At 72.8% G+C, this 11,553-nt stretch carries 11 protein-coding genes; 9 read left to right on the forward strand and 2 right to left on the reverse strand.

Annotated features, from left to right (window positions below; genetic code table 11):
- Positions 1-2 precede the first annotated feature (2 nt).
- The 4 genes from ACIQUQ_RS24555 (at position 3) to ACIQUQ_RS24570 (ending at position 4,364) form a co-directional block, all read left to right on the forward strand.
- Positions 3-794 carry an ABC transporter permease gene (locus tag ACIQUQ_RS24555; RefSeq protein ID WP_403979648.1) on the forward strand — a complete coding sequence of 264 codons (792 nt, stop codon included), beginning with the start codon at positions 3-5 and terminating at the stop codon, positions 792-794.
- Positions 795-920: 126 nt separating this feature from the next.
- Positions 921-1,877: an ATP-binding cassette domain-containing protein gene (locus tag ACIQUQ_RS24560; RefSeq protein ID WP_403979486.1), complete on the forward strand. Its 957-nt coding sequence runs from the start codon at positions 921-923 to the stop codon at positions 1,875-1,877.
- Positions 1,878-1,894: 17 nt separating this feature from the next.
- Entirely contained in the window at positions 1,895-2,566 is a 672-nt protein-coding gene (locus tag ACIQUQ_RS24565; RefSeq protein ID WP_403979489.1) for a DUF1707 domain-containing protein, read from the forward strand.
- A 235-nt stretch (positions 2,567-2,801) separates the two neighbouring features.
- On the forward strand, positions 2,802-4,364 hold the full coding sequence (locus ACIQUQ_RS24570) for a S8 family peptidase (protein WP_403979492.1): 1,563 nt from the start codon (positions 2,802-2,804) through the stop codon (positions 4,362-4,364).
- Positions 4,365-4,517: 153 nt separating this feature from the next.
- On the opposite strand, the gene ACIQUQ_RS24575 is transcribed toward ACIQUQ_RS24570, so the two are convergent.
- Positions 4,518-5,732: a serpin family protein gene (locus ACIQUQ_RS24575; protein WP_403979494.1), complete on the reverse strand. Its 1,215-nt coding sequence runs from the start codon at positions 5,730-5,732 to the stop codon at positions 4,518-4,520.
- Between the two features lie 26 nt (positions 5,733-5,758).
- A complete protein-coding gene (locus ACIQUQ_RS24580) occupies positions 5,759-7,108 on the reverse strand; it encodes a glycoside hydrolase family 18 protein (protein WP_403979499.1) in 1,350 nt (449 codons plus the stop codon).
- A gap of 260 nt (positions 7,109-7,368) precedes the next feature.
- Here ACIQUQ_RS24580 and ACIQUQ_RS24585 point away from each other — a divergent pair, with 260 nt between their 5' ends.
- From ACIQUQ_RS24585 to ACIQUQ_RS24605, 5 genes are all read left to right on the forward strand, one after another.
- Entirely contained in the window at positions 7,369-8,121 is a 753-nt protein-coding gene (locus ACIQUQ_RS24585; RefSeq protein WP_403979502.1) for a GntR family transcriptional regulator, read from the forward strand.
- A gap of 234 nt (positions 8,122-8,355) precedes the next feature.
- The gene (locus ACIQUQ_RS24590; RefSeq protein WP_403979505.1) at positions 8,356-10,041 is read left to right on the forward strand and encodes a purine-cytosine permease family protein; all 1,686 of its coding nucleotides are present in this window, start codon (positions 8,356-8,358) and stop codon (positions 10,039-10,041) included.
- Between the two features lie 160 nt (positions 10,042-10,201).
- Positions 10,202-10,387, forward strand: coding sequence for an SPOR domain-containing protein (locus ACIQUQ_RS24595; protein ID WP_403668805.1), 186 nt, complete (start codon positions 10,202-10,204; stop codon positions 10,385-10,387).
- Between the two features lie 40 nt (positions 10,388-10,427).
- Positions 10,428-10,829 (forward strand): (deoxy)nucleoside triphosphate pyrophosphohydrolase, encoded by a 402-nt coding sequence (locus ACIQUQ_RS24600; protein ID WP_403668803.1) that lies wholly within the window; start codon positions 10,428-10,430, stop codon positions 10,827-10,829.
- 255 nt (positions 10,830-11,084) lie between these two features.
- The gene (locus ACIQUQ_RS24605; RefSeq protein WP_403979508.1) at positions 11,085-11,522 is read left to right on the forward strand and encodes an ATP-binding protein; all 438 of its coding nucleotides are present in this window, start codon (positions 11,085-11,087) and stop codon (positions 11,520-11,522) included.
- The last annotated feature ends 31 nt before the right edge of the window (positions 11,523-11,553 follow it).

Here is an 11,553-nt window from a genome sequence, read left to right on the forward strand (position 1 = left end):
CGGTGCGGGGGTACGGGCTGATCGTCGCGATGTGGGTGCGGTCGACGCTCGCGTACCGGGCGTCGTTCCTGCTCGCGGTGGTGGCCAGTTTCCTGACGAGTGGGCTGGACTTCGTGGCGATCTACATCATGTTCCGGCACGTGGACGGGCTGGGCGGCTTCTCGCTGCCGGAGATCGCGCTGCTGTACGGGGCGACGACGGTGTCCCTGGGGCTGGCGGACCTGGTGCTGGGCAATTCCGACCGGGTGGGCGCGCTGATCAGGACGGGGGCGCTGGACACCATGCTGGTGCGGCCGGTGCCGGTGTTCGCGCAGGTCGCCGCGGACCGGTTCGCGCTGCGCCGGGTGGGGCGGATCTCGCAGGGCGCGGTGGTGCTGGTGTGGGGGCTGGCGGCGGCGGGGGTGGACTGGACGGCGGCGCGGGTGGTGCTGGTGCCGGTGATGCTGGTGGCCGGCGGGGGGATCTTCGCGGCGGTGTTCGTGCTGGGGGCGGCGTTCCAGTTCGTGGCCGGGGACGCGGCGGAGGTGCAGAACTCCTTCACGTACGGGGGGACGACGATGCTCCAGTACCCGCCGACGGTGTTCGCGCGGGAGGTCGTGCGCGGGGTGACGTACGTGGTGCCGCTGGCCTTCGTGAACTGGGTGCCGGCGCTGTACCTGCTGGGGCGCCCGGATCCGCTGGGGCTGCCGGACTGGGCGGCGTTCGTGAGTCCGCTGGTGGCGCTGGTGGCGTTCGTGCCGGCGGCGTTCGCGTGGCGGGCGGGGCTGCGGGCGTACCGGAGCACGGGCAGCTGACGGGCGGGGCCCTGGGGTGCGGGCGGGTGCAGGGCGGGCGGGTGCAGGGCGGGCGGTGTGGTGCGGTCGGGTGGGGTGCGGTCGGGTGTGGTGCGGGTTCGACGTGGCGCGGAAGGAAGGGCGGAGATGGCGCTGATCGAGGTGGCGGACGTCGAGAAGGTCTTCGACGTACGGCGGCGGGCGGGCCTGTTCCGCCGGGAGAAGACACAGGTCAGGGCGGTGGACGGGATCAGCTTCGAGGTCCCGCGCGGCGAGGTCGTCGGGTACATCGGCCCCAACGGCGCGGGCAAGTCCACCACGATCAAGATGCTGACCGGCATCCTCACGCCGAGCGGCGGCCGGCTGCGGGTGGCCGGCGTGGACCCGTCGCGCGACCGGAACCGCCTCGCGCACCGGATCGGCGTGGTCTTCGGGCAGCGCACCACGCTGTGGTGGGACCTGCCGCTGCGGGACTCGTACGCGCTGGTGCGCCGGATGTACCGGATCCCGGAGGCCCGCTACCGGGCCAACCTGGAGCGCTGCGTGGAGCTGCTGGACCTGGGTGCGCTGCTCGACGTACCGGTGCGGCAGCTGTCGCTGGGGCAGCGGATGCGCGGGGACATCGCGGCGGCGCTGCTGCACGATCCGGAGGTGCTGTACCTGGACGAGCCGACGATCGGCCTGGACGTGATCAGCAAGGCGAAGGTGCGGTCCTTCCTGCGGGAGCTGAACGCGGAGCGGGCCACGACGGTGCTGCTGACCACGCACGACCTCCAGGACATCGAGCAGCTGTGCGAGCGGGTGATGGTGATCGACCACGGGCGGATGGTGTACGACGGCCCGCTGGGCGGTCTGCACGAGGTGGCCGGTGCCGAGCGGACGCTGGTGGTGGAGCTGGAGCGGGAGCTCCCGCCGGTGGTGGTGAAGGGGGCGCGGACGGTGAAGGTGGAGGGGCCCCGGCAGTGGCTGGCCTTCCCTGCCTCGGATTCGGCGGCCCCGCTGGTGGCGGCGGTGGCCGCGGAGTACCCGCTGCTGGACCTGTCCGTGCGGGAGCCGGACATCGAGGACGTGATCGCACGGATGTACGCGGGCGGCGGGGTGTAGGTCCTAGGGTGGACGGTATGAGTGACGAGCTGCCCGAGCTGCGGGCTTCGGACGCCGACCGGGAGCGGGTGGCGGAGCGCCTGCGGGACGCCCTCGCCGAAGGGCGCCTCGACATGGGGGAGTTCGAGGAGCGGCTGGAGGCGGCCTTCAAGGCGCGTACGTACGCCGAGCTCGCTCCGCTCACCCGGGACCTGCCCGCCCCGGGCGGCACGGCGCCCGGGGCGCCCCTGCCGTACGCCGCGCCGCCGGCCGGGGTGCCGGCCGGTGCGTCGTCCTGGCCCGCGCGGATCGGCGGGACGGGCACGTCCTCCGGGGCGGTGGCGGTGATGTCGGGCTTCCAGCGCAAGGGCCGCTGGACGGTGCCGGCGCGGTTCGACGCGGTGGCGTTCTGGGGCGGCGGTGAGATCGACCTGCGGGAGGCGACGTTCGCCGAGCGCGAGGTGGTGCTCAACTGCGTGGCCGTCATGGGCGGCATCCAGATCACCGTGCCGCCGGGCGTGGAGGTGGACGTGCGGGGCGTCGGCGTGATGGGCGCCTTCGACCAGCGCACGGCCGGGAGCGCGCCCGAGCCGGGGGCGCCGCGCGTGGTGGTGACCGGCTTCGCGTTCTGGGGCGGGGTCGAGGTGCGGACCAAGCCGCCGAAGGCCCGGCCGGGGCTGTCGGAGGGGCCGCCGCGCAAGCAGCTGTAGGGGCTCCGCGGGTGCGATGGCGCGGGTGCCGGCCGTACCGGTTTATGCGGCTGGTCTTTGCCATCTTTTGACGGGTGTGTGGCAGGGCTGTTAAGCGCCTGTTGTCCTCTTGTGGGATCTCGGAGGGGTGGGTCAACCTTGCGTTGGCGTCCGGTAGTTGGGGACAGCGCACCGCTGTCCTTGACATGTCCCTGACTGGATTCCGCCATCCCCACACCCGAGGAGGACCCCCCACATGTCCGTGATGCGCCCACCACGCCGCACACTCGCCGGACTCAGCGCGACCGCCGTCGCCGCGCTCGTACTCGGCGCGGTCTCCGCGCTCCCCGCCGCCGCGGCCGGCACCGCCGAGGGACACATCGAGAACGCGGGCGCCCCCGGCGCCATATCCGGCAGCTACATCGTCACCCTCGACGGCGCCGCCGCCGACTCCGCGCAGGGCCGGGCCATCGCCCGCGAGTACGGCGCGAAGATCAACAGGACCTACAAGAAGGCCCTCAACGGCTACGCGGTCCGGCTGAGCGAGGCACAGGCCCGCAAGCTCGCCGCGGACCCGGCCGTGAAGTCGGTGGTCCAGAACCGCCGCTTCACCATCGACGCCACCCAGCCGAGCCCGCCGTCCTGGGGCCTGGACCGGATCGACCAGAAGGCCCTGCCGCTCAACCAGAGCTACACGTACCCCGACCTCGCCGGCCAGGGCGTGACGGCGTACATCATCGACACCGGTCTGCGGATCACCCACCAGGACTTCGGCGGCCGGGCCTCGTACGGCTACGACGCCATCGACAACGACAACACCGCGCAGGACGGCCACGGCCACGGCACGCACGTCGCCGGCACCGTCGGCGGCACCTCGTACGGCGTCGCGAAGAAGGTCAAGCTGGTCGGCGTCCGCGTCCTGGACAACTCGGGCTCCGGCACCACCGAGCAGGTCGTCGCGGGCATCGACTGGGTCACCCAGAACGCCGTGAAGCCGGCCGTGGCCAACATGTCGCTGGGCGGCGGCGCCGACTCCGCGCTCGACACGGCCGTACGCAACTCCATCGCGAGCGGCATCACGTACGCGGTGGCGGCGGGCAACGAGTCCACCAACGCCAGCACCAAGTCCCCGGCCCGCGTGACCGAGGCCATCACCGTCGGCGCCACGACCAGCAGCGACGCCAAGGCCAGCTACTCCAACTACGGCACGGTCCTGGACCTGTTCGCCCCCGGCTCCTCGATCACCTCGGCCTGGAACAGCGGCGACACGGCGACCAACTCCATCTCCGGCACCTCGATGGCCAGCCCCCACGTCGCGGGCGCGGCGGCGCTGTACCTGGCGAGCAACCCGTCGAGCACCCCCGCGCAGGTGTCCACCGCCCTGGTGAACGCGGCCACCCCGAACGTGGTGACCAGCCCCGGCACCGGCTCGCCGAACCGCCTGCTGTACGTCGGCGGCGGCTCGACCACGCCGCCCGGGCCGCGGTTCGAGAACACCGGCGACTACGCGATCAACGACAACTCCACCGTGGAGTCCCCGGTCACCGTGAGCGGCGTCCCGGGCAACGCCCCGGCCACCCTCTCCGTCGCGGTCGACATCAAGCACACCTACATCGGTGACCTGAAGGTCGACCTGGTGGCGCCCGACGGCTCCGTCTACACCCTGCACAACCGCAGCGGCGGCAGCGCGGACAACATCATCCAGACCTACTCGGTCAACGCCTCCTCGGAGGTCGCGAACGGGACCTGGAAGCTCCGGGTGAACGACAACGCGAACATCGACACCGGCAAGATCGACTCCTGGGCCCTGCAGTTCTGAGGTCCTGAGGTCTGAGGTCCACGCCCTGACCCGGGCAGCGTGAGGGGGGCGGCCGCCACGAGCGGCCGCCCCTTCCGCGTCCCCGCCCCCGGCAGCGTGCCCGCCCCCTTCCGCGTCCCCGCCCCGGCAGGGCCCCCGCCCCCGGCTCCCGCCCTAGGGCATGCGCATGACCCCGCCGGGCGCCGGGCGCCGCTGCGGGAACGGCAGCGGCTCCGCCACCCGGCCGGCAGCCAGGACGAGCCCGCTGGCCCGGTGTACGGCGAGGAAGCCGAAGGGCCGGTCGAAGGCCACCCGGATCCGGCGGACGCGGTGCCTCGCCGGCGGCGGGCCGCCCCCGGGCCGCATCGCGATCGCGGTGACCGCCGCCGCGCGGAAGCCCTCCGCGTGGAACTCGGCCCGCGCCGACTGCCGGGCCTCGCCGACCGCGAGCGGCTCCGCGCTGATCCCGGGGAAGTGGTCCCCGTCCCGGAGTGCCGTCGCCAGCCCGAACAGCTGCGCCCGCTCCGTCAGGTCGTGCTCGGCCGAGACCTCGAACGCCACGGTCGAGACCTCCAGCGAGGGCGTCGGGGAGAACGCCTCCACGATGCCCACCGTCACGCCCGGGCCCGGGGTCCCCTCGGGCAGCAGGTCCCCGGGCAGGGCGGGGATGACGCCCGTCGACACGTCCAGGCCCAGCGCCAGCGCCTCGCCGGCCGGCACCTCCTCCGGGGCCCGTACGAGGTGGACGTCCACCCCGGCCTCGCCGCCGACCTGGAGGACGGTGAGCGGGCCGGCCGGGGTCCGGGCGACGCCGACCCGGTCGAGCGACGACGTCAGGCGGTACAGGCCCGCGACCGTACGGCCCGCCCAGGGCCCGTCCGCGGGACGCTGTGGCACCGGCTCGAAGGCGTGCAGCCAGGACACGTCGAGCGCCAGCGCCGAGGCCAGCACCATCAGGGCCGCGGCGGGGTCGGTCACCGGCATCTTCTCGATCAGCCCGCCGGTGCGTTCCTTGGCCCAGGTGTCCAGGGCGGCCCGGTCCGTGTCCGGTACGCCGGTGAGGGTGCCGCGGGTGCCCTCCGGCAGGCCCGCGGCCCACCGCTCGCGCAGGGGCAGGGCGGCGCGGGTCCACAGGCCCAGGGCGGTCTCCAGGCCGCCGATCCCGGCGAGGCCCTGGAACAGCTCCCGGGCCGTGGCGGCCGCCTCCCCGGCCGGTATGCCGAGCGCGTCCGCGAGTTCGTCGCGGGCCGGGCCCTCGGCGCCGTCGGCCAGGAGGGCGAGCAGGGGCCAGAGCCCGGCCGCCGTGAACACGGTGCTGTCCCCGGAACCGAGCGAACGGGCCCACCGCCGGGTGAGCCCGTTCACCGTCCGTACGGTCGAATTCCTCATGGGCCGGAGTCTGGCAGGCGGTGCTGTCAGCGCGTCAGGCCCCGGTCCACGGCGGTGATCAGCTCGCCGTCGGGGGTGTCGGCGTCGAGGGACCAGAACATCGCGCCGCCCAGGCCGTTGGCGCGTACGTAGGCGGACTTGCGGCGCAGCACCTGCGGGTCGTCGTACGTCCAGAGGGTGGTGCCGTCGAAGAGCCAGGCGTGGCCGCCGCGGCGGTCGCGGTACACCTCGTACGTGCCGGAGGCGGCGAGCTTCTTGAGGGCCTTGTAGTCCTCGTAGCCCGGGGCCCAGGTGGCCGGGGCGGGGCCGGTGGCGGGCTGGCCCATGCCGTCGCCGCCGCCGGTGACGCCGGTCCAGCCCTGGCCGTAGAAGGGCATGCCCACCACGAGCTTGCGGGCCGGGGCGCCGCGCTGCAGCCAGGCGCGCACGGTGCCGTCCACGCTGAAGTCGTCGCGGGCGTGGAGGGCGGACTGCTGGGCCGTCACGGGCTCGCCCGAGACGTGGAAGTCGTAGCCCTGGAGGGTGACGAAGTCGAGGTCGCGCATGATCTTCCGGACCTCGAAGCCCGCGTCGATCTTGGCCGGGGCGGTGGGCACGAACGCGGAGAGCTCGTACTTCCGCTTCACGGTCCGGCCGTACGCGTCGAGCTGGGTGCGGAACTCGTGGACCAGGGCGGTGAAGTTCCGCTTGTCCTCGGGCCGGTACTTCGTGTCGGTGTCGCCCGCGGAGCCGGGCCACTCCCAGTCGAGGTCGATGCCGTCGAAGACGCCGGCGGCCGCGCCGGCTCCGCCGCGGGTGCCGTCCTGCGGGAGGTTGCCCTTGACGTAGAGGTCGAGGCAGGAGGAGACCAGGGCCTTGCGGGAGGCGGGGGTCAGGGCGGCGTCGGAGAAGTGGGTGGACCAGCTCCAGCCGCCCAGGGAGAGCAGCACCTTCAGGCCGGGGTGCCGGGCCTTGAGTTCGCGCAGCTGGTTGAAGTTGCCCGCGAGCGGCTGGTCCCAGGTGTCGGCGACGCCGTCGACGGAGTTCGCGGCGTCCAGCGGGCGCTGGTAGTCGGCCCAGGCGTCGGCCTCGCCGGGGATGTTGCCCATGACGCACCTGCCGTCGGAACCGATGTTCCCGAAGGCGTAGTTGACGTGGGTCAGCTTGGCGGCGGTGCCGCTGGTGTCGAGGTCCTGGACCTGGAAGTCGCGTCCGTAGACGCCCCACTGGGTGAAGTAGCCGACGCGCTTGTACGCGTGCCGGGCGTGGGAGGTCGCGGCGGTGCGGTCCGTGGTGCGGTCGGCGGTGTCGTCGGCGCCCGCGGCGGGTGCGAACGCGGTGAGGAGGGAGAGGGAGCAGGCGGCTACGGCCAGCCTGGCGAGTGTGCTGCGGCGCATGGGCTTCCTTCGGACTTCCAACGCGGATACGGGAGTTGCCGGGCCGTGCACCGGGGAACGTATTGGTCTGGACCATCCCGGTCAAGGGGAGGTTGACGAAGCGGCCGGAAACGCTTGATCGTTGTACTGTCGGTAAGGGCTGCGCCGCAGGTTTCCCGACCTCACCTTCATCACATTGGGTGAATCTTTGGCCCTCGCTTGCGGTCAACAACCGACGGTTGCCAGGCTGTTGCTGTCTGTCAACCTGATGGGAGTGGCCCGTGACTTTCGGTGAGCAGCCGGCCTATCTGCGCGTCGCGGGGGATCTACGACGCAAGATCGTCGATGGGTCCCTGCCCCCGCACACCCGGCTGCCCTCGCAGGCCCGGATCCGCGAGGAGTACGGCGTGTCCGACACGGTCGCGCTGGAGGCGCGCAAGGTCCTCATGGCGGAGGGCCTCGTCGAGGGCCGCTCGGGCTCGGGCACGTACGTACGGGAGCAGCCGGTGCCCAGACGCGTGGCCCGCGCCGGGTACCGCACGGGGGGCACGTCCACCCCCTTCCGGCAGGAGCAGGCCGACAGCGGGGCGCGCGGCACCTGGGAGTCCAGCAGCGAGCAGACCACCGCGCCGCCCGAGATCGCCAAGCGCCTCGGGATCGAGCCGGGCGACCGTGTGATGTGCACGCGGTACGTCTTCCGCGACGCCGGCGAGCCCATGATGCTCTCCACCTCCTGGGAGCCCCTCGCCGTCACCGGCCGCACGCCCGTGATGCTGCCGGAGGAGGGGCCGCTGGGCGGCTGCGGCGTCGTGGACCGGATGGCCGCGATCGACGTGGTCGTGGACAACGTCGTGGAGGAGGTCGGCGCCCGCCCGGGGCTCGCGGAGGAGATCCTCGCGCTCGGCGGGGTCCCGGGGCACGTGGTCCTGGTCATCGGCCGCACGTACTTCGCCTCGGGACGCGCGGTCGAGACCGCCGACGTCGTCGTCCCGGCGGACCGCTACCGCGTGGCGTACCACCTGCCGGTCCGGTAGCGGGGGCGGGGGCGCGGGCCGGGGCGACTGTGGGGATGCGGGCCGGGGCGCGGGGGCGCGGGAGTGCCGGGGCCGGTCGGTGCCGCGTACGGGCCGGCCGCGAGCGGGAGCGTACGGTAGCCGGACGCGGTGTCCGGGTGCGTTAACCCGGAGTTGACGTGACGTCAGGCCGCGTAACCGCCGGGCAACGGCGCCGTGCGGCGGCCCGTCACGCACCCGCCCTACGGTCCCCGCATGACGGACACGGCCACCCACACCCCCCGGCGCCAGGGCCCCCGCCGCAACTACGCCCGGCTCGCCGCCGACGAGAGCCGCGAGGACTACTCGCTGCGCTACGCCCCCCACTCGTTCCGCCGCTGGTCCCCCGGCGCGGTCGCCGGCACCGCGCTCGGCGGCATCGCGTACCTCGCCGACTTCGCCATCGGCGCCTCGATCGTCTTCGCCTACGGGTTCACCAGCGGGATCGCGGCCATCCTGGCCGCCGCGGTGGTCATCTTCCTCACCGGGATCCCCATCGCCCGCGCCTGCGCCCGCCACGGCCTGGACATGGACCTGGTCACCCGGGGCGCCGGCTTCGGCTACTTCGGCTCGACCCTGACCTCCCTCATCTACGCGTCCTTCACCTTCATCTTCTTCGCGCTCGAAGGCTCGATCATGGCCCAGGCGCTGCACCAGGCCACCGGGCTGCCGGTCGAACTCGGCTACCTCGTCACCACGCTCGTCGTCATCCCGTTCGTCTTCCGCGGCATGGGCGCCCTCGCCCGCCTCCAGGCCTGGACCCAGCCCGTGTGGATCCTCGGGCTGGTGCTCCCCTTCCTGGTGCTGGCCTTCGAGGCCCCCGGCTCCTGGGCGGAGTTCGCCCACTTCGGCGGCACCGAGGGCGCCGGCTCCGGTTTCTCCTGGATCGGCTTCGGCTTCGGCACCGGCATCGCGCTCTCCCTCATCGCCCAGATCGGCGAACAGGCCGACTACCTGCGCTTCATGCCGGCCAGGACCGAGAAGAACGCCCGCACCCGGCGGCTCGCCGTCCTGGCCGCCGGCCCCGGCTGGGTCGTCATCGGCGCGGCCAAGCAGATCGGCGGCGCCTTCCTCGCCTTCGTCGCCCTCGAAGCCGTCGGCAAGACCCATGCCCTGGAGCCCATCGCCCCCCAGATCGAGGCGCTGCGCCCCTGGCTCGGCGCGTTCGCCCTGCCCGCCGCGGCCGTGTTCGTGATCGTCTCCCAGATCAAGATCAACGTCACCAACGCCTACAGCGGCTCGCTGTCCTGGTCGAACTTCTTCTCCCGGATCACCCACCGCCACCCGGGCCGGGTCTGGTACATCTTCCTGAACCTCGCCATCGCGCTCACGCTGATGGAACTCGACATGTTCGCCGTGCTCGGCAAACTGCTGGGGTTCTACTCCAACGTCGGCATCGCCTGGATCGCCGCGGTCGCCGCCGACCTCGTCATCAACAAGCGGCTGGGACTCAGCCCGCCCTACATCGAGTTCAAGCGGGCCTACCTGTACGCGGTGAATCCGGCCGGATTCGGGGCGATGGCCATCGCCTCGGTGCTGTCCATCCTCGCGTTCTTCGGGCTCTTCGGCCGGTACGCCGAGGCCTTCTCCACCTTCATCGCCGCCGGGGTCGCGCTGCTGCTCTGCCCCCTGATCGCCTGGGCCACGAAGGGGAAGTACTACCTCGCGCGCCCGAATCCCGTGAACGGCCCGGACGCCGACGTGCCCGACGTCACCGCCACCCACGAGTGCACCGTCTGCGAGACGGCGTACGAACTCCCCGACATCGCCGACTGCCCCGTCCAGTCGGGCCCCATCTGCTCGCTGTGCTGCTCGCTCGACGCCACCTGCGGCGACGTCTGCCGCAAGGGGAGCGGAGGGGGTGCGGTGGTGCTCCCGATGCCGTCCGTGCGCCGGATCTGACCCCGCGCACGCGCCTCAGTCGTACGCATGGCCGGATGCGTACGCCTGTGAGGTATCTCTTCGTGAAAACACGTATCCGCTCCGTAAAGGTCGGGCGTAAGCTCAGGCATATGCATCATGCGGTTTCCTGGGTGTGCCCGTCGGCGGAGGGTGAAGCGCGATGAACGACAGCGGTGCCGAGCTCCCGTGGCTGGTGATACGGCAGGACGACAACGGCAACCGCTACCGGGTGGGCCGCTACGCCACCCGGGCCGAGGCCCAGAAGGTCGCCGACAGCCTCGACGACCGCGGCCACAAGCAGCTGTACTGGGTCGAGCGGATCGGCCAGACGGTCACGCAGAACTGACGCACGGAACGACCCCCGACAGATCCCATAGGCTCCGCCCATGACGGTACGCGTGGTCGTGGGCGGAGCCCTTTGTCATGACGGGCGCCTGCTGGCCGCACGGCGCAGCGCCCCTCCCGAGCTGGCCGGACGCTGGGAGCTGCCGGGCGGCAAGGCCGAACCCGGCGAGACCGGGCGAGAGGCGCTGGTCCGCGAGCTGCGCGAGGAGCTCGGCGTCGAGGCCGAGCCGCTGGAGCGCCTCCCGGGGGAGTGGCCCCTGAAGCCCGGGCTGGTCCTGCACGTGTGGACCGCCCGCCTCGTCTCCGGCGAGCCCCGGCCGCTGGAGGACCACGACGAGCTGCGCTGGCTCGGCCCCGACGAGCTCGACGCCGTCGACTGGCTCGACCAGGACCGCCCCGCCGTCGCGGAGGCCGGCCGCCGCCTGCGGGCCGGCCGCGTCTGACCCCTCCGACACGCTTCGCCCGCCCCTCGACGTCCCGTCCTCCCCTCTGGCCACACCCGGCGCACGGTCGGGCGCGCGGGGTCGTCGTGGTGCGCCGGGCAGGGCGCATGGGGTCGGGTACATACGCCGTTCGTGCCACAGTGCGCCGGTGGGTGGGCCCCCGGGCGGTACGACGCCCCGGATATCGGGTATGTCGCTATTAATCCCTATCTCGTCCCTCTGAAAACCGGACTGGGGCCCCACGGGGCCCGGGAAGTGATCGGCGTGATCGAGACCGAAGGCGACCGCGCCGACCGCGCCGAGTGGGCCTTTCCCGCCGAACCCGGCGCGGTCCGCACCGCCCGTCACGCCGTCCGCGGCGCGCTGCGGACCTGGGGTCTCGACTCCGTCGGCGACGTGACCGTCCTGCTGGTCAGCGAGCTGGTGACCAATTCCCTGCGGTACGCGTCCGGGCCGATCGGCGTCCGGCTGGTACGACGAGATCCGGCCACCGACGCCTCCGTACCGCGCCCCGCGCTGCTCGTGGAGGTCTCCGATCCGCTTCCGGATCCGCCCCGCGAACGGGTCGCCACAGCAGACGACGAAGGGGGGCGGGGACTGCACCTGGTGGCGGTCTCCGCACAGCGCTGGGGCACCCGCCACGGAAAGACGGGGAAAACCGTGTGGTTCGAGTTGGCGCTGCCCGGTGAGTAAAGAGGTGAAGGGACTCCGAAGATCACCGCGA

Source organism: Streptomyces sp. NPDC101118 (assembly GCF_044759445.1).
Lineage (GTDB): Bacteria > Actinomycetota > Actinomycetes > Streptomycetales > Streptomycetaceae > Streptomyces.

Bases quoted from the DNA above. Each gene is read 5' to 3' on its own strand.
- ACIQUQ_RS24560 (WP_403979486.1), top strand. From the start codon at position 921: ATGGCGCTGATCGAGGTGGCGGACGTCGAGAAGGTCTTCGACGTACGG.
- ACIQUQ_RS24565 (WP_403979489.1), top strand. From the start codon at position 1,895: ATGAGTGACGAGCTGCCCGAGCTGCGGGCTTCGGACGCCGACCGGGAG.
- ACIQUQ_RS24570 (WP_403979492.1), top strand. From the start codon at position 2,802: ATGTCCGTGATGCGCCCACCACGCCGCACACTCGCCGGACTCAGCGCG.
- ACIQUQ_RS24575 (WP_403979494.1), bottom strand. From the start codon at position 5,732: ATGAGGAATTCGACCGTACGGACGGTGAACGGGCTCACCCGGCGGTGG.
- ACIQUQ_RS24580 (WP_403979499.1), bottom strand. From the start codon at position 7,108: ATGCGCCGCAGCACACTCGCCAGGCTGGCCGTAGCCGCCTGCTCCCTC.
- ACIQUQ_RS24590 (WP_403979505.1), top strand. From the start codon at position 8,356: ATGACGGACACGGCCACCCACACCCCCCGGCGCCAGGGCCCCCGCCGC.
- ACIQUQ_RS24595 (WP_403668805.1), top strand. From the start codon at position 10,202: ATGAACGACAGCGGTGCCGAGCTCCCGTGGCTGGTGATACGGCAGGAC.
- ACIQUQ_RS24600 (WP_403668803.1), top strand. From the start codon at position 10,428: ATGACGGTACGCGTGGTCGTGGGCGGAGCCCTTTGTCATGACGGGCGC.